The sequence below is a fragment of the Paenibacillus azoreducens genome (assembly GCF_021654775.1).
GTDB classification, from domain to species: Bacteria; Bacillota; Bacilli; order Paenibacillales; family Paenibacillaceae; genus Paenibacillus_AQ; species Paenibacillus_AQ azoreducens.
In genome coordinates this window covers 3,743,184-3,761,212 of the sequence record NZ_AP025343.1, presented here as the reverse complement: position 1 = coordinate 3,761,212, position 18,029 = coordinate 3,743,184, and the positions used below count along the sequence as shown (strand labels likewise).

General features: G+C 43.3%; 14 protein-coding genes. 10 read left to right on the top strand and 4 right to left on the bottom strand.

Features of this window, described 5'->3' with window-relative positions:
* Window positions 1-381 precede the first annotated feature (381 nt).
* The 6 genes from L6442_RS16510 (at window position 382) to L6442_RS16485 (ending at window position 10,312) form a co-directional block, all read left to right on the top strand.
* On the top strand, window positions 382-3,486 hold the full coding sequence (locus L6442_RS16510) for a hybrid sensor histidine kinase/response regulator (protein ID WP_212979344.1): 3,105 nt from the start codon (window positions 382-384) through the stop codon (window positions 3,484-3,486).
* Window positions 3,487-4,010: 524 nt separating this feature from the next.
* Window positions 4,011-4,922: an SDR family oxidoreductase gene (locus L6442_RS16505; protein WP_212979267.1), complete on the top strand. Its 912-nt coding sequence runs from the start codon at window positions 4,011-4,013 to the stop codon at window positions 4,920-4,922.
* A 313-nt stretch (window positions 4,923-5,235) separates the two neighbouring features.
* Window positions 5,236-7,653 (top strand): RNA polymerase recycling motor HelD, encoded by a 2,418-nt coding sequence (gene helD / locus L6442_RS16500; protein ID WP_212979266.1) that lies wholly within the window; start codon window positions 5,236-5,238, stop codon window positions 7,651-7,653.
* A gap of 229 nt (window positions 7,654-7,882) precedes the next feature.
* The gene (locus tag L6442_RS16495) at window positions 7,883-8,656 is read left to right on the top strand and encodes an alpha/beta fold hydrolase (RefSeq protein WP_212979265.1); all 774 of its coding nucleotides are present in this window, start codon (window positions 7,883-7,885) and stop codon (window positions 8,654-8,656) included.
* A 455-nt stretch (window positions 8,657-9,111) separates the two neighbouring features.
* Complete coding sequence (locus L6442_RS16490) at window positions 9,112-9,816, top strand: ATP-binding cassette domain-containing protein (RefSeq protein WP_212979264.1); 705 nt, start codon at window positions 9,112-9,114, stop codon at window positions 9,814-9,816.
* 142 nt (window positions 9,817-9,958) lie between these two features.
* Window positions 9,959-10,312: an MmcQ/YjbR family DNA-binding protein gene (locus L6442_RS16485; RefSeq protein ID WP_212979263.1), complete on the top strand. Its 354-nt coding sequence runs from the start codon at window positions 9,959-9,961 to the stop codon at window positions 10,310-10,312.
* Window positions 10,313-10,530: 218 nt separating this feature from the next.
* Here L6442_RS16485 and L6442_RS16480 read toward each other — a convergent pair whose 3' ends face one another.
* The 3 genes from L6442_RS16480 to L6442_RS33130 form a co-directional block, all read right to left on the bottom strand.
* Window positions 10,531-10,941, bottom strand: coding sequence for an exosporium protein C (locus L6442_RS16480; RefSeq protein WP_194231415.1), 411 nt, complete (start codon window positions 10,939-10,941; stop codon window positions 10,531-10,533).
* Between the two features lie 222 nt (window positions 10,942-11,163).
* The gene (locus L6442_RS16475) at window positions 11,164-12,066 is read right to left on the bottom strand and encodes an AbrB/MazE/SpoVT family DNA-binding domain-containing protein (protein ID WP_212979262.1); all 903 of its coding nucleotides are present in this window, start codon (window positions 12,064-12,066) and stop codon (window positions 11,164-11,166) included.
* 295 nt (window positions 12,067-12,361) lie between these two features.
* A complete protein-coding gene (locus L6442_RS33130; protein ID WP_420538881.1) occupies window positions 12,362-12,466 on the bottom strand; it encodes a CysS/YqeB C-terminal domain-containing protein in 105 nt (34 codons plus the stop codon).
* 106 nt (window positions 12,467-12,572) lie between these two features.
* Between L6442_RS33130 and L6442_RS16470 the strand changes: the two genes are divergently transcribed.
* From L6442_RS16470 to L6442_RS16455, 4 genes are all read left to right on the top strand, one after another.
* Entirely contained in the window at window positions 12,573-12,755 is a 183-nt protein-coding gene (locus tag L6442_RS16470) for a DUF2524 domain-containing protein (protein ID WP_194231411.1), read from the top strand.
* A 476-nt stretch (window positions 12,756-13,231) separates the two neighbouring features.
* Window positions 13,232-14,725: a UDP-N-acetylmuramoyl-L-alanyl-D-glutamate--2,6-diaminopimelate ligase gene (locus tag L6442_RS16465; protein ID WP_212979261.1), complete on the top strand. Its 1,494-nt coding sequence runs from the start codon at window positions 13,232-13,234 to the stop codon at window positions 14,723-14,725.
* Between the two features lie 100 nt (window positions 14,726-14,825).
* On the top strand, window positions 14,826-14,930 hold the full coding sequence (locus L6442_RS16460; protein ID WP_015735743.1) for a DUF6254 family protein: 105 nt from the start codon (window positions 14,826-14,828) through the stop codon (window positions 14,928-14,930).
* Between the two features lie 260 nt (window positions 14,931-15,190).
* Window positions 15,191-16,393: a macrolide family glycosyltransferase gene (locus L6442_RS16455; protein WP_212979260.1), complete on the top strand. Its 1,203-nt coding sequence runs from the start codon at window positions 15,191-15,193 to the stop codon at window positions 16,391-16,393.
* 190 nt (window positions 16,394-16,583) lie between these two features.
* Here the strand turns inward: L6442_RS16455 and L6442_RS16450 are convergent, their stop codons facing one another.
* Window positions 16,584-17,948, bottom strand: coding sequence for a DJ-1/PfpI family protein (locus L6442_RS16450; RefSeq protein WP_212979259.1), 1,365 nt, complete (start codon window positions 17,946-17,948; stop codon window positions 16,584-16,586).
* Window positions 17,949-18,029: the final 81 nt, after the last annotated feature.

The window sequence follows — 18,029 nt, the reverse complement described above, 5'->3', positions numbered from 1 at the left end:
AAGGGAATGGACGAAGGATAGACTTTGTTCATTCTTTTTTTAGATTATAGAGTAAAAAAGTTTTAAATGGAGCTTAAGTGATTATCTAAGCGCAAGAAAAACATCCGCTAATGCGGTCTTTATTCTTGGAAAGTACGTCGATAGACGTTTTTCTTATTCCCGAATTTGAACTACTAAAATCCGCTAAGAAGCATGGCCGTATAATAAACAAAAGAACACCCCTATCGTCATTTCTCTGTTATGATTGCTGTGGTATATTATGGGAAGCACCTCAGTGAATGTCATAATGTGTAACGACTAATTTTGAAATCTTTGCATGTGTATTATCAAAAAATGATTATGAGAGGAATGTTTCTTGGCAGTGATTCGCCAAATTACCCCATGAAAAAGAGCCATATTTTTTTAATACTTGGACTATTGATAATCATTTTATCCAGCTTGCGCATGTTGTGGATGGAATTGTTTCCTGATCACAAACAGATGTCAATACAGAATGGGCAGTTAGATTTGCGTGATTGGAATGCAGAAGATGGCGGTGTTCTTTTGCTTGATGGGGAATGGGAGTTTTACCCCTCACAATGGTTGATGGATGGCAGTCGACAACAAGCAATAAGCGAAAGTGAGCCAAGGCTAATTCAGGTTCCGGGAGGATGGAATAAAGCTTTGCATGCTGGTGAGTCAACTCCATATGGTTTTGCTTCCTATCGCTTGCGTCTTAATGTAAACCCGGAAAAGGATATAAATTATAGCATTCGCGTACCCAGCGTGCGCACTTCATCAGAATTATACATAAATGGGCGATTGCTTGCTAAATCCGGGCGGGTAGCGAAAACGAAGGATGATTATATCGCGAAGAACCTGCCTTATTCCACAACTTTTACCGCTGATGAAAACGGAGTAATCGAACTCGTGATTCAGGCCGCAAACTATGTGGATAGTCGAAACAGCGGCATCATTCGATCCATTAAATTTGGATCAGAAGAAGCAATTACAAAAGATATGAAAATCTCCGTTTCTATGCAGCTTCTGGCAGCGATTATATTTCTTATGCATTCTGTCTATGCGTTTATTCTGTTTTTGTTAGGAAATAAGGAAAAGAAGCTGCTTTATTTTTCTTTACTGACACTATGTGTAACGCTTACTAGTCTATTAAGCAATGATGAGAAATTGTTCCATCAATTGTTTTATATTGGCTATCGTTGGGATTTTCGGCTATCTAACGCCGCTTTTATCATTGGATGCTACGCTTTGCTCCAGTGCACGAATCATCGTGAACTCCCTTATTGGAGAAGGATATATCCTGTTTATACTGTAATGAATTTAGGTACCGCTGGCATTACGTTGCTTTTGGCCCCCTATCAGGTGATTATGCTCTTCCCGGTGTATATTCTTTTGGGTGGTATTGCAGCTGTGGTCACGTTGATTGCAATCTTTAAAAAAGTTATTGCAGATATAAAAAGCCATCTTTTACTGCTTTTTTCTATACTTGCGCTGATTCATCATTTTCTTTGGTCCTTAATTTGGCGGGAAAGCGGATTGAGTGTTGTCCACTATCCGTTTGATATGATTATTTCGATGGGGTGTTTAGCCTCTGTATGGTTTAAGGATTATTTTAAAATGCATGCGAACACCAAGGAGATTGCCGCAACATTGCAAAGAATGAATGACCATAAGGATCAATTTTTGGCGAACACTTCACATGAATTTAAAAATCCGCTCCACAGCATCCTCAACCTGTCGCAATCAATTTTGAAAAGGGAACGGCATTTGTTACAGGAGAGAAGCATCAAAGAGCTTGAAACGGTTTTATCCGTAGGACGTCGGCTGACTTTGATATTAAACGATTTGATTGATGTGATGAGTTTACGGGAAGGCAATCCGCGTCTTCAGCAAAAAGACATATGGATTCAGCCAATCGTGACCGGGGTGCTTGATATGCTGCAATTTAATGCGGAAGTGAAGTCCGTCAAAATAACAAATCAAATTCCCGAAGATTTCCCTTCAGTAATCGCGGACGAAAACCGGGTTATCCAAATCGTTTTCAATTTGCTTCATAATGCTGTGAAATATACGAATGAAGGGGTCATTTCGATCCAAGCTTATACACGGGAAGGAAGAGCTTATATTGTGATTACCGATACCGGGATCGGAATGGATGAGGACATGCTTAAGCGCCTATTCCGTCCTTATGAGCAGGCGAGCACTAGCGAGACCATGATTGAGGGTGGCTTTGGGTTAGGTTTAAGTATAAGCAAACAGCTGGTTGAGCTTCATGGAGGTACGTTAGAAGTGTCCTCTGTTTTAGGGGAAGGTTCAAAGTTCACATTTTCGTTAAAGCTAGCAGGTCTTAGAGCAGAGGAAGAAAATGATTTTTCTAACTCATTTGAACCGTTGGCATCGCAATCTATGCTGATTCAGGAAGAAGTCGCAGTCAGTTTGGAAAAAGCGGAAATCCCGCCGGCTGCGAAACCAACAACTACTCCAATAGAAATGAATCGCGATCGTCCGCTCATATTAATTGTTGATGACGATCCGGTCAACCTTCAAGTGCTTGAAGCAATACTCCCGTCGGACGAATATGAAATAACGATGGTAACGAGCGGGAAAGAAGCGTTGGCTGTTCTGGATGCAAAGGAATGGGATCTAATCATCTCAGATATTATGATGCCGCAGATGTCTGGCTATGAGCTGACACGAATCATTCGTGAGCGGTTTACGCTCACAGAGCTCCCGGTTTTGCTCCTTACCGCCAGAAGCCAACCGAAAGATATCCAAAGCGGTTTTTTAGCTGGGGCAAACGATTATGTGACAAAGCCAGTGGAACCATTAGAAATAAAATCGCGGATAGAGGCGTTAACTACGGTTAAACAAATCGTCCGGGAACAATTGCGATTAGAAGCGGCATGGCTGCAAGCCCAAATCCAGCCTCATTTTTTATTCAATGCATTAAATGCCGTAACAGCTTTAAGTGATATTAATCTGGATAAAATGCGCGATTTGCTTAATGAGTTCAGCAATTTTTTGAGGAATAAATTTAGTTTTCAGAATATGGATGGACTTGTTCCGATCGAAGAGGAGCTAAGTCTGGTGCGCTCTTATCTATATATCGAAAAGGTTCGGTTTGAAGAAAGGCTTCAAGTTGTTTGGGAGACGGATGACGACTACAAGGAATTAAAAATCCCGTTTTTATCGATCCAGCCTTTAGTTGAAAATGCGATACGACACGGCATTATGAAGCGCGCTCGCGGAGGAAAGATCATTATTCGGATTTCTGTCTATGAAACGCATGCGGAGATAACCGTTGAAGACGATGGAATCGGAATGGACGAAGTTCAATTGCGGCGAATATTGGAAAGAAAAGCAGATCGTAGTTCAGGGGTCGGATTGATAAATACTGATCAGCGTTTAAAGCGGCACTTCGGAACAGGAATTCATATCATAAGTACATTAGGCACAGGGACAAAGGTTTATTTTGTTGTAAAATGATTGCCAGGGCATTAAATTCTATATCCAAGGATTTGGAAATGTTTTATCAGCCAGATTCTAGTAGTATTGAAAGTGAAGAGTTGACTTTATTAGGAGATCAAAATTTCATATGCTGGAAGAACATCGTAATATTAAAAAGCTGGCCCAAGCGGCCAGCTTTTTAATGTTTATCTTTGTTTTTCTATTGAAGCTTAAACGATGGAATGACTACTCCATTTTCCCTTCATAAACAAGCTCATTCAGCGGGCGGCGGCTATTAGGCACTTTATTGACGATTGCTTGAACGTCGCTCATATATGAATATCTCCTTTTGCATAAAATTTACTTTTACAGTATCAGTATATGTGACTTACTTAAACTTATCAACTTACATAATATAATTATGATTAAACATATGCGAAACGGGTTACCTTTAATTTTTCCGATTCAATTGTGAGCTTTCGCTTCTGGCCTATATATGACATGATTTGTCATAAATGAGGTTTATAATGAGCGGGAGATCATAAAAAAGGAGTGACTGATTCATGAAGCCTTTAAATGGAAAAGTAGCTTTGGTGGCAGGTGCAACAAGGGGAGCCGGGCGAGGTATAGCTATTGAATTAGGAGCCGCTGGAGCCACTGTGTATGTGACTGGACGTACGACACGAACGAAGCGGTCCGATTACAATCGGCCTGAGACGATTGAAGAAACCGCTGAACTTGTTTGTGACGCGGGTGGTAGAGGTATAGCGGTTCAAGTGGATCACCTCGATCCCGATCAGGTTCAAGCTCTTATTGCACGCATCAAGGACGAGCATGGACGACTCGATATCTTGGTCAACGATGTATGGGGAGCTGAGAATTTGGCAGAGTGGAACGTGCCTGTGTGGGAGTATTCGCTTGAAAAAGGGTTCCGTATGCTTCGTCTTGCCATTGACACGCATATCATTACAAGCCACTACGCACTACCCCTGTTAATCGAAAGTAATAACGGACTAGTCGTTGAGATAACGGACGGAACCGCAGAATATAACGCAAAAAACTACCGTTTATCACTGTTCTACGATCTAGCCAAGACTTCTGTCATTCGTATGGCCCAGTCTTTAGCCCATGAACTATCCCCATATCAATGTACCGCCGTTGCCGTCACTCCGGGTTGGATGCGCTCGGAAATCATGCTTGAACACTTTGATGTAAAGGAGGAAAATTGGCGGGATGCTGCTGCTAAAGAACCTCATTTCATCATTTCAGAATCTCCCCGTTTCGTAGGGAGAGCCGTTGCGGCGTTAGCTGGAGATCCGGAAGTTGCACGGTGGAACGGTCATTCCGTTTCGAGCGGTCAGCTCGCACAAGTGTATGGTTTTTATGATATTGACGGCTCACAGCCAGACTGCTGGCGGTATCTTGTAGAGGTACAAGATGCAGGCAAACCAGCGAATGCTGATGGTTACCGATAGGTAATCAATAAAAGACCGCTAAAAATGATGCATTGAACCGACGAAGAACGTTAAGAAATAGTTGATGGAGATAGATAGGCATTTGACGAAGTTGCGCATAAGTCGAATTAAAAAACCCGGCAAATCTGCCGGGTTTAAATATGTATAAATAAGTTGCGCACATAGAAGCACTATGATATGATTTAAAAACCACTCATTTTATAAAAAGTCATAAATGTTCCATCTTATTTACAATTTAATCTTACCACACGGCATTACGGTTTGTCAAACATTCTTTTCCTACAAATTTGAATGAAGGAGTGCATGCAGGAATATGATCAACGCAGAGGACTGGAAGCAAGAACAGGACCGACTGGATTTGGTTATGGAGAAGCTGCAAGCGAGAATCACCGAACTGGAACCTGAGGTGACCGGGCTGTATGAGCAGGTGGCGGACATTCGCAAACTATTTTGGCAGGAAGTTACCGTAAACACGGGCACGGACGAAGATTTTGAAGAAACATTCTATAGCATCAGGCAGCAAGAAGCATTATTGTCCGAACGGGAACGAAGCCACCGACAACGCGTGCAGCAATGGAAAAACATGAAACGCTTGCTTGCATCTCCCTACTTTGGGCGCATCGATTTCCACGAGGACGGCTTGAGCTTTAGCGAGCAGGTCTATATCGGTGTATCATCCTTCGTCGATTCTGATGGCATGAGTTTTCTGGTTTATGACTGGCGTACTCCGATCGCGAGCATGTACTACGATTATTCCCCGGGAGCTGCCGGATATGACACTCCAGGCGGTAACATCTCTGGAACGATGAAGCTGAAACGGCAGTATCAGATCCGTGAGGGGCAGCTGCAGAACGTGTTCGACACGAGCTTAACGATCGGCGATGAATTGCTGCAGCAGGCGCTCGGTAAGGGTGCGGACAATCAGATGAAAAGCATCGTCGCGACCATCCAAAAGGAGCAAAACTCCATTATCCGCGATGACAACAGCCGAATGCTCATCGTGCAAGGAGCGGCCGGCAGCGGGAAAACCTCCGCGGCGCTGCAGCGGGTGGCGTATTTACTGTATAAACACCGCGAGCGGCTCAGGGCTGACCAAATCGTTCTTTTCTCGCCTAATCCGATGTTTAACAGCTATGTATCAACCGTTCTTCCCGAGCTGGGCGAAGAAAACATGCAGCAGACGACCTTCCAGGAATATCTTGACTATTGGCTCGGCGGGACGTTTCGTCTTGAAGATCCATTCGATCAGATCGAATACGTGCTGACAGAAAAATCAACGCAAGGGTACAAGGCCCGGTTGAACGGGATCCGATACAAGGCATCCGTACATTTTCTTCAAGCTCTCCGGAATTATGCGCAGTGTTTGGAGCTGGAGGGCATGCGATTCAAAAGCATTCGTTTTCGGAATCGCGATTTGATCACGGCCAAGCAAATGGAATCAAAGTTTTACAGCTATGACCCCTCCATTCGCATGACCAATCGTATCGCTTTACTGCAAGAGTGGCTGCTGCATGAGCTGACATTACTGGAAAGCAAGGAACGTGAGGCGCTCTGGGTGCAGGAAGAGCTCGATTATCTCGACAAGGATCAATACGCCGAAGCGTATCATAAACTGCACAAAGAGAGGGGCGTTTTTGACTTTGCCGAACAATATGAAGAAGCCCGCGAAATGATGAACAGCAAGCGCAGGCCGGACGAGGGCGATTTCGACTATGCCGAGCAGGAGGAGGAGCTGCTGCGCCGGATGATCGTGAAAGAGCAATTCAAACCGCTGAAGCGAAGCGTGAAGCGGATGTTATTCATAGATATGGTTGGGTTGTACGTTCAGCTATTCGAAAATGGCGCTGCCTTTAAAAAGATGATGGATGAAGCCGAAATCCCTTCCCTCTGGCCGGAAATCTGCCAACAGACCAGGGATAAGCTCAGCCGGCTCGAATTGTTTTATGAGGATGCGACACCTTACCTTTATTTAAAAGAGCTCATCGAGGGCGTTCGGACGAACACGGAGATACGGCATGTATTCGTTGACGAAGGCCAGGATTATTCGATGTTTCAATATGAGTTCATCAAAAAAATGTTTCCCCGTGCCCGCATGACGGTGCTCGGCGATTTTGGTCAGGCCATCTATACGCAGTCAACGGAATTGTATGGTGAGGATTCACCGCTCATCCGGCTATACGGCGAATCTGAAACAACCTTGTTTCATCTGGTTCGCAGTTACCGGTCGACTCGCGAGATTGTGGAATTCACGAAGTCTCTTTTGCCGAACGCCAAGGAGATCATCCCCTTTGAACGTTTCGGCAAGAAACCGCTTCTCACGGAGAATGGCAGCGTCGAGCAACGGGTTGAGAGAATGACCAAGCACCTCGAGGCCCTTCAGGCGGAAGGCTTCGTCTCTATCGGCGTCATTACGAAGACCGCGGCGGAAAGCAAAGAGGCTTATGATCTCTTGACGTCCCTGGGATGCCAGGGGTTAAAGCTTGTAACGAAGAAAACGCCTACCTTCGAAAAGGGGGTATTGGTAATCCCCGTGTATCTCGCCAAGGGCGTTGAATTCGACGCCGTTCTAATCTACGACGCCTCTTCGCAGACGTATCAACGGGAAAGCGAGCGAAAGCTGTTTTATACGGCATGCACGCGTGCCATGCATCGGCTTCTGCTCTACGCAACAGGAGAATGGACTCCATTCATTCAGGCATTGGATACGTCCTTGTATGAGGTAGAGCAATAAGATAGGGGTGACGGTTGGTCACGTCAACATAAAACTTCTATGAAGGCAAAGGCTCCCGGAAGGGAGCTTTAATAATTCGTATTTGTATATTTGCGGCACTTCCATTTATTCAATAAGCAGAGGAAGGCAGCTTAGCGTTATTTTTGGAGTACTTTCCTTGTATCTGGAGATTCTAAATCATAATTGAGCAAAAACAGCTCATCGATGATTGAATATGGAGTGACGTAAAATGACCTTAGCTTGGATAAATGGCTACATGATGAATTTTATTGATCGCGGAAAAGGAATCCCGATCCTTTTTATTCATCCGCCCGTACTTACAAGTTTGACTTTTTTATATCAGATTCAAGGGCTTTCCCCTCATTTTCGAACTATTGCTTTTGACATCAGAGGACACGGTAAGAGCCAACCTTCCCAACAAACAGTTACTTATCCTTTAATTGTAGAGGATATCAAGCAGTTGATGGACCAGCTAAGCATCGAAAAGGTTTTCTTGTGCGGATATTCTGCTGGTGGCTCGGTTGTGCTCGAGTTTCTCTTGTCTCATCCCGATCGGGCATTGGGAGGTATCGTAATTGGCGGAATGTCGGAAGTGAACGAATGGCGTCTCAGAAATAAAATATCTTTGGGCGTCGTTTTCTCCAAAATCGGAGCCATAGGCACGATCGCTTTATCCACTGCCTGGACACAAGCTGAAAATATTACATTGTTCCGTGAGTTATTCCATGATGCGAAAAGAGGAAATGCCAGTAATGCGGAGCAATATTACAAGTACAGCTTGAAGTATAATTGTACGTCGAAACTTCGGGAAATCGAACTTCCCGTCCTGCTTATTTATGGGGAAAAAGACAAGCACTTCCATCGTTACGCCACATTGTTACATCAACAATTGCCAATGAGCGAGTTGGTTTATATTCATGAAGTCGATCACCGGATACCGACGAAAGCTCCCCAACCGTTGAACGAACGAATAAAACAGTTTGTGAGCCAATTCAACACATGACTATCTTCAGATAAATATTCTTCATTATGAAGAAGCTGCACTTCCATGGTAATTGAAGTTGCCAAACGTAAAAAATGCCAATATAATAATGTATGTCAACATTTTAACTCAAGGAAAGGTGGTATCCAGTTCTAACATGCGCTATCTGATTGCTTCCTAATCCCTAACAAAAGGATACGGAATGCAGACGCTACCCGTTTAGGAGGTACGTCGTAGGGGATGGTGTGTCCATTCCCGGTTGATCAGATTACTCATGTTGGAGTCACAAGACTGGAAAACCACGATGAACTTTGATTTTTATTTGATCGTAAAGTCCAAGTTCATTCTAGGCTTTTTTGTTATGTTAAGCTGTGGTGTTTTAAGGTCTATCCGGCTGTGAGTGCGTCTGCATTCGCAGCCTTTTTCGTATAGGGATTACCGCAACCATCGTACAGTTCAACGAGGAGGTAAACCTTATGACGATCCTATCTTTTCATAGTGTGAGTAAAAGTTATGGCGACCATCAAATATTGGAACAGGTATCTTTTGCTGTTCATTCCGGCAACCGGGCTGCGCTTGTCGGCGCTAACGGAGCCGGTAAATCAACCATTTTGAGATTAATCATGAATTTGGAGGAACCTGATGAGGGGGAGGTTTCTCTTATAAACGGAATCACGATCGGTTATTTGCCGCAAACGCTGAAAACCAGTGAATCCATATCTATCCGCCAATATATTTATGACGCGCAGAAGGAACTGCATGTTCTGCAGCGGCGAATGGACGAACTGACTGATATCATGACAACCGCTAAAGGCACGGAATTGACTGCGTCTTTGGCCGAGTACAGTAGGGTGTCGAGTCGTTTTGAGCAGCGCGGCGGCTACGATATTGAATATCGGACGCGCCTTGTGATGGAAGGGCTCGGAATTGGCAATCTCCATGAGGAACGTCGTCTCGCTACCCTTTCGGGCGGACAGCAAACCAGAGTAGGTCTAGCCGCCCTCTTGATAGAAACACCTGACCTGCTGCTGCTCGATGAACCGACTAATCATCTGGATGCACAGGCTTTGAACTGGTTGGAGAACTACCTGAGCGAATATCCCGGAACGGTTCTGATGTCTTCCCATGACAGGCAATTTCTGAACCGTACCGTTAATCTGATCATTGAAGTCGATGATTGATGAAGGATTGGCAAAATATCATGGTTATCGAAAGGTTCGCTTAAATAGGATATTGGGGATACATGTTCTTGTCCAAGCCTTGGACAAACATGTATCCTTAACCATGGCAAATTTTATTAATCGGCCAAGGAGATGTAGTGATTTGAAGAATAATATCATTGAATACTGTTTAAAGAAGAAAGGGGCGACTAAGGATTATCCCTTCGGACCCGATCCATTGGTGTTCAAAATTGCAGGTAAAATGTTCGCCCTTATTTTTGATAGTAAAGGGAATTATTTATACTTAAACCTAAAATGCGACCCGGTGATTGCCGAAAATTTGAGAGAACAGCATGAGGCCGTTCGACCAGGTTACCACATGAACAAAGAACACTGGAATACAATTATAGTGGACGGTTCTCTGGCAGAGTCAGATGTCTTTGATATGATTGACCACTCTTATGATTTGGTTGTCAAAAATCTTCCTAAGAGCCTCCGAGAATCAATACCGAAATAAACTAATGAGTCTTTCAGAATTGACCGATTGAAAATATGCGACATCGGCTGTGGCCAGGGGGATGCACGATAGCGACTAGCATACGTTACCAAGGGAAATCAAAAAATGGAGCAGCCTCTTTCGAAAACTGCTCCTCGTTTCGTTCAACTTTCGTACTCGTTAACAATGAAAGGCCATTTTCTCTTTTTTCAATCGATTCGACGGATGATGTGGATAGATTAAGGAGATACGGCCAATCCGCTGAAAACAATCGGGCCAATAACTGTTGCGGTGGTACCAGCCGTTAAATTCTCAACTGACAGCGTATAGGCGTGAGCACCCGGGGTTACATTAGGATCGACCATTTGAATGGGAACCAAATAAAATTGTTCGGAGCCCGCGGATTCGAAGCCTTCCCGTGCGTAGAATATAACTTGACCATCACGGAAAATCCGGAATAATAGACTGCCTGTGTTAAAATCTCCGCGAATACCTACCATCGCTTTCAACTCTACAAAGTTGGGGACGCTCGGAATTACTAAGTTGAATTCGGCAATTCCTACACCCGCCGGAGTAAGTGGAATCGGAATCGCAGCACCATCGGTAACCCGTGTTGGCTCGCTTACGTTATAAGCTAGAATTTGTGCCATTTTTTATCAACTCCTTTATATGAGATACTGTAATCTATGATTAAGAGATATAAAATGATACGGACAGGATGCCCCATTCTACTAAAAAGGTAAATAGCTGAATACCAAAACCAAAAAGTCGGTAATCCTTAGCACAGGAAAACCGACTTTTCTTTTAGAGGCGACAAGAACATATATCGTATTGATACCACACAAATGTCTGCTGACACAAAAGTGAACACATTATATCTTTTTACCGATATTCTTATTGGCTGGCCAAAAACGAACTATAACTGAATCTCGTTGCTCAATAACTACTAGATCGTCAGTATATAACTTCACAGTAGATACCGTATATCCATTTTCGGAAAAATAGTCTCCAAATTCATGCCCGTATCTATGAAATATGGCTGCGATTTTCTCGGATGATAACGGAAGTTCCTCATCGTGTTGGTAATTATCGTTCCCGTAGGTTATCGTTGATTTATGTATTGTAAAAGGAATTCGCTCTCGGCAAAGATTAGCTACCTGATCTGGTAAAGATTCAAAACTGAATTTCTGGATTATTAAAGTTTCTGATTCTGTTGAATAATGAATTGAAATCCCCTTATCTTTAAAACTCCCTGCTGGATTCTCTGGAATTAGTACCCACCAATTTGGATTGTTTGGGTCAAACTTAGATTTTATTTTGAAATATAGATGTCTTAATTCTAAGCACGTTGCGTTATCTACAAATAAAGTCCGTTCATTCTCTTGATCGGGTTCTTGATGGAAAACAACTGACAGAAGATCCAAACTACTATTCGTGAAGAAACCTTTTCTTTTGGATTCAATTATTTCTTTGAATTGAAAAAGGTATCCTCTGATAAGAGTTAAATCATTACCATAAAGCTCAATATCTAGTTCATCCTTATTTTGAATGCCTAGATAGGCAATTACATGTTTTGGAATCGTGATTTGGCCATTTGCTGAAACCCGATAAATATCTTGGAATGGAAGATGTTTTTTTTGGATTAAATTTATCCTAACACGCTTGCGTCCACCTGACTCGAACTCCTCATATTCAAGTGTAGTTCCTGGTTCGATACAAAGTCTTTCTCTTAAACTAATAGGGATCATGAATACAATTTGAACTATATCAACCATAAAAAACCCCCCCATAATTTGGTTTCTACAGGTATCTATATAAGTTGAACTAAAGAAAAGGATAAGGAATAGGCAAGAGGGAGAAAGATTTACGGAGAAGCGAAGCGTTCGCCTAAAAGCTTTCCGAAGGAAAGCTAGCATCGTAAGCATATGCTTTGTGAGCGGATTTCGACAATGAATTAGTTTAATCAAAGAAATCTGGGAGCAACAGCGATCGAAAGAACATTTCACCCGGCTGCCTGCATCCGTTCAATCATTGGTTCAACTTATATAGTTAAAGAAATACCTGCTGATTTTATCGAAAATATTGCCTTTTATCGTTTTCTTTTACGGATACTCTTAGTTTCCAAAGTTCTTTAGCCAAGTGAAAAGCTTCTTTATCATCTCTAAGTTTTAATATAACTTGCTTTTATTTAACTGATCAAGGCATGCCTCCGGCAGAATAAGCCAGGCTAAATTCTCCATAATAAGGGAGTATACCCAAGAAAGAAGGGAGGAAAGAGCATATGCTGGACAATCTCGAAAGTAGCTACGACTGCTCACATGCGGGGGATGATTTGCATCAGTTAAAGCTGGAGGTCGACTCGCTGCGAGATCTGGGGAGGGAAGACCAGGCGACACAGGAAAAAATCAACCGGCTCGAAAATCAGATCGCTTTTATTATGAACAAATGTGGCATTAACCACTAATTAAGCAAACCCTCGTTATCCGGCTAACAGCCGTAGCTAACGGGGGTTATTCCATCGCTAGGTGATCCATAAGCCGGCTCGAAGGACAAGACAGAAATGCTTAATAGTCCGCGTCTAGCGGGCTTTTTAATTTTAAGAAATATAAAGTTCTTGTGCTTTTGCTGCAATGTCACAAAAGTATCGTCTTCATTGTCTTCAATGTCTTCCATAGGCCGGACCCGAGGTTGTGACAATAACCCGGAGCGTGCAAAATACCCATGTTATGAAAGGTATGGGCGCTCGCGTGCTGTTAGCCAATATATCCAACGTGGCGTACGGGATTCTCGCAAAGTCTGGCTTCCAAATAATGTGTAAATATTATGCGGCATCTTCATTATTAATCTTCAAAAGAATGCATAAAAATCTAAATTTAGCAAAATATATGTCAGAATAATACGAATGATCGACGTGCCATTTCGGTTTGAGGAGGACTTGGTGTGCTGCTTGCATCTTTGTTGGATAGTTTACTTATCAAACAAGTATCGGGAGATACCGACAAGGTAATCACAGGTATTACAGTTGATTCCAGAAAGGTAAAACCCGGAAATTTGTTCATATGCTTAAAGGGCTTTCAGGCTGATGGACATCGTTTTGCATGTGATGCGATAAGTAATGGGGCTACAGCCCTTATAGTCGAAACTGAAATTAAAGATGTTCCGTCTTCTATAACACTTGTAAAAGTCCCCGATACCCGAAGAGCAATGGCTGTTTTATCTGATTTTTATTATGAACAGCCCTCCAAACAATTAAGACTAATCGGCGTAACCGGCACGAACGGTAAAACAACAACAACTCATTTGATCCACAATATTCTGAATTGCTCCGGAAGGAAAACCGGATTGATCGGCACCATTCATATGATATGTGGTGATTATTGCGAAAAAACGGTAAATACAACGCCAGAAGCCATTGATTTACAGCGTTATTTACATAAAATGGTGGATGATGGAGCCCAATATGCGGTTCTTGAGGTATCTTCGCATGCATTAGCCATGGGGAGAGTAAGGGGAGTTGATTTCAATACCGCAGTTTTTACCAACTTATCGCATGATCATCTGGATTACCATCAATCAATGACTGAATACGCTCGCAGCAAAGAGAAGCTTTTTTCTCAATTGGGTAATGCGTATGGTTCGGATTCCAAGTACGCGGTACTTAATGTCGACTGCGAAACATCAACTCTTCTTGCCGAGGCGACAACAGCCCAAGTCATCCGTTATGGAATTCTTAACGAAGCCGATGTAAGAGGGAGATATATCCGGCTTCATCCGGAAGGTACAGATTTTGTTGTAGAAACATTTAAAGGTACTTTTCAATTACATTTAAATATTCCGGGAATGTTCAATGTCTACAACGCGCTTGCTTCAATTTCGGCGTGTATAGCAGAGAATATCCCATTGGAACAAATCAAAGAGGGGCTGGAATCGTTTAAGGGAGTTTCAGGCAGATTTCAGCCCGTTCTTGCCGGTCAAGATTTTAATGTCATTGTAGACTATGCCCATAATCCGGACGGTCTGGAGAATGCATTGAAGACCGCAAGAGAATTCACAAGTGGAAGGCTATTATGTGTCATTGGCTGCGAGGGAGACAGGGATCATTTAAAACGGCCAATTATGGCCCGCATCGCATCCCGATATTCGGATATTGCCATCTTTACTTCCGATAATACTCGGTCGGAAGATCCCGAATTGATAATAAAACAGATGGTTGACGGAGTTGAAAGCGGTTTGACAAATCGCTATGTTACAATCGTTGATCGAAAGGACGCGATTCGTTATGCGCTCGAACAAGCAACTAAAGCGAACGATTGCGTCATTATTGCAGGAAAAGGCCATGAAACGCATCAAATAGTTAAAAATGTGGCGATTTCATTTAACGATATTGAAGTTGCAGAAGAATTAATAAGGCATAAGCTGGTGAAAACCAGATAAAGTTGGGAGCGGTCCGCACAGCTTCATGAATGAACGGAACCCGGGAATGACAACATAAGGAAGTGGTATACATCTCAAATTCCAGAGGAGGATATCTGTTATGGCTCACCAGAAGAGAAGGAAAGAAGCTGCCTGGAAGTCACGAAAGCAAGAACAGCATCCCCACGGTAAAATCAAATCGCTCAAGGAGTTATCCAGCGAATAGGAATGAGGGGCATACTACTTGGAAGAGAAAGACTGCCGGAGAAATTTACCGGCAGTCTCTTTATACGATAAGTTAAGTTCATTTTCCTTTAAGCAATTCGTAATTAACCTGAAGCTACACGGTGTTTTATTCCAATTTTGAGACTTTCAATTATTGTTCTATGGTAAACTTAATTCAGTTATTTGTTTCGAGCGATGGGATGGGGTGTGCCCCTTACACTACATAATTTTACAGAACAGTATGCCAAAGGAGTGGTAGAAATGGCGCGTGTTTTATTTATTAATGGTGGATCAGAGGGACATATCAATCCAACGATTGGGGTTGTGCAAGAGCTTATTTCGCGTGGAGAAGAGGTGGTGTACTTTTGTATAGAAGCTTTTCGGGAGCGTATTGAGGAGACGGGAGCAACAGTTCGAACATTTGACGATCAAAAATTTATAAAAGCCTTTGTCTCAGGCGGAAGAAATTATTTACTCGAAAGGATCAATGGGCTTTTACATACAGCAGATATCGTGGTCCCAAGTGTTCTTGAACAGATCGAAGGGGAGCATTTTGATTACATCATCCATGATTCCATGTTTGGTTGTGGACGTTTACTTGCTCAAATCCTTAAGCTTCCTGCAATCAACTCTTGTACTTCTTTTGCACAGACAAAAGATTCATTCGATGATATGATGGAGCCATTTTTCAAAAATATCCTTACAGAAATAGTTAAACCGATAAACGACACATTTCAAAGCCTGACTGAAAAAGTGAGCGAAAAATATAATGTGGAGATCCAATCACCTTATGAAGTGTTTTGCAACCCCGCGCCACTTACAATCGTTTATACAACAAGGGAGTTTCAACCTGATGGAGAAGCATTCGACCCAACTTATAAGTTTGTAGGTCCATCCATCTCTTCACGATTAACTCAAAAAGACTTCGACTTTACTGAAATCCAGGGGAAAAAACCAATTTACATTTCACTGGGAACAGTATTTAACCATGCAATTGATTTCTATAAGCTGTGTTTTGAGGCATTAGGGAACACGGATCATGCGATCGTCATGTCCATTGGGAATAAAACCCAAGCTTCTGATTTAGGGGAAATTCCTGATAACTTCATCGTAAAAAACTATGTTCCGCAAACGGATATCCTGCAATACGCAAAATTATTTATTACACATGGTGGAATGAACAGTACCCATGAAGGTCTCTATTACGGGGTTCCGCTAATTGTAATCCCGCAAAGCGCGGATCAGCCGGTCATTGCAGAGCAAGTCGCCAATATCGGAGCAGGCATTAAATTACAAATGCAAAGCTTGACTGCAAATCAACTGCGTGAAGCCGTAGATCATGTGTTGAGCCTCTCATCTTTCAAGAAAGCTGTTGCAAATATTAGTGAATCTTTTCGAAAATCAGGGGGGTATCATCAAGCTGTTGATGAGATTTTCAAATTTAGAAGTCAATATCATATCTAAAAATAAAATTTTTTAGCTGCTTGTTCGAGTCGCTCACCCTCCTGACATAGCCCTACGACTCTTCAAGAAAAAAACGGAGTAGCGAATCGAGGACTGATACATACCCAGTACCTATAACTGAGCCTCCGTAAACTGAATCATCTCCTCGATTGCACTCTTTTAGGGATAGAACAGTACTACCTCGATGCGTTTATATCTGCGGACGTCCCTTTTTCCTGCGGATGAAGAGGCGATCAATGAAAAAAGCAATGAGCAAGGACAGGACGCCGAGCAAAACCGGTATGCCAAACGCTTCAAAAGAGAAGGAGTTGCCTTCCAGCTTCAGGTGGTCGGTAGCGCGATATTCGAGCCGCTTGGCGGCAAATTTCGCCGTCTGGATATCCTCCTGTCCGGCCAAATCCTCGAATGCGGGGTCCATTGCAAACCGATTCTCTGCGTTGCGGTGCAGGAACAGCAATTTTTCGCTGTTGCCGCTGTTCTTCCATTGGTTGACCTCTTCGGCAGCCGTAGACTCGGCATCGGCACCGACAACAATCATTTTCGCCAGCTTCGGCACATTTTTTATCTGGTAACGCGCGACTAGGTTCAGGCCGTGCTTTGTTACGATCGGTTCATCCGCGCTGGAAACGGTCAACGTTGTCGTCGTGCCGGAAGCGGCGTATGTATCGAATGCAGCGGCCAAATCCAGTTCATCGGTGCCATTATATAGCAGCACGCCCGCTTTTACTTTGTTCCATTGAAAAGCGTTGTTCAGTACGTACGTTATATCACTCAACCCGGCAACGAACGGTTCCATTTGCGGGTTAGTCACGTAATCGTAAGAGGGATAGTTCATCTCTTTCGCTACTTTCTTCGCCGCCGGCTCGCCCAACTGCCGGGAGATGACGTACAGCGTAGCGTCGATCCCTGATGTCAGACCGGCAGAAGATACGATATTGCCTTCTGGTACGTAGCGCCGATCTTTCACCCACTGGATTTCCGGATATTTGTTAATGAGCCTGTTGATGTCTCCCCAGTGCGTCGCGGCCGATTTGCCGTTCAACAAGCCGGTATCCGCTAGGTTTTCAGCCCCATTGCAAATAGAGATCAATGTCGTCTTGGCGCCTGAGTGCTTCCGAATCCATTCACGGACGGGAGCGTATTTTTTCTCGTCCAAAATAGGCATAAACGGAATAACGATAATGTCCGGGCTTTTGCCGAGCATCGCATCTATTTCGTCAAAAGAATAATGCGGGACGACATCAAGTCCGTCAGTTAGTGATTTAATTTCGCGATCGGGGGCAACGCCATATACATTGTAAGCTTCCGTCATCGCAAACATCTCGTACGGGACGAGGAAATCGAACACTTCGGTCACTTCGTTTGCCAGCAGCACAGCCACTGTCGGTTTGGTCGCGTCAAATTTCGGTACCTGCAGATCCGTCAATGCAGGGGGGGCTTTATCGTAAACCGACATTCCCGCGTTCATCGTATTGATGGACCCGACCGTGCCTGCTCCCCCCACGACGACGATAAAAACGATGAGATAGATCATGATGCGTAATACAGTTTTCACCTGCTTCGCTCCTTCAAAATGGACTGGTTACCCATTAAATTTAACAAAACAAAATGAACATATCTTCTGTCCGTGGTCTGG

What these genes read in the sequence shown, in the direction of transcription:
- L6442_RS16475 (WP_212979262.1), bottom strand. Translation starts at nt 12,066, where the DNA reads ATGGTTGATATAGTTCAAATTGTATTCATGATCCCTATTAGTTTAAGA.
- L6442_RS16470 (WP_194231411.1), top strand. Translation starts at nt 12,573, where the DNA reads ATGCTGGACAATCTCGAAAGTAGCTACGACTGCTCACATGCGGGGGAT.
- L6442_RS16480 (WP_194231415.1), bottom strand. Translation starts at nt 10,941, where the DNA reads ATGGCACAAATTCTAGCTTATAACGTAAGCGAGCCAACACGGGTTACC.
- L6442_RS16505 (WP_212979267.1), top strand. Translation starts at nt 4,011, where the DNA reads ATGAAGCCTTTAAATGGAAAAGTAGCTTTGGTGGCAGGTGCAACAAGG.
- L6442_RS16495 (WP_212979265.1), top strand. Translation starts at nt 7,883, where the DNA reads ATGACCTTAGCTTGGATAAATGGCTACATGATGAATTTTATTGATCGC.
- L6442_RS16510 (WP_212979344.1), top strand. Translation starts at nt 382, where the DNA reads ATGAAAAAGAGCCATATTTTTTTAATACTTGGACTATTGATAATCATT.
- helD (WP_212979266.1), top strand. Translation starts at nt 5,236, where the DNA reads ATGATCAACGCAGAGGACTGGAAGCAAGAACAGGACCGACTGGATTTG.
- L6442_RS16460 (WP_015735743.1), top strand. Translation starts at nt 14,826, where the DNA reads ATGGCTCACCAGAAGAGAAGGAAAGAAGCTGCCTGGAAGTCACGAAAG.
- L6442_RS16455 (WP_212979260.1), top strand. Translation starts at nt 15,191, where the DNA reads ATGGCGCGTGTTTTATTTATTAATGGTGGATCAGAGGGACATATCAAT.
- L6442_RS16490 (WP_212979264.1), top strand. Translation starts at nt 9,112, where the DNA reads ATGACGATCCTATCTTTTCATAGTGTGAGTAAAAGTTATGGCGACCAT.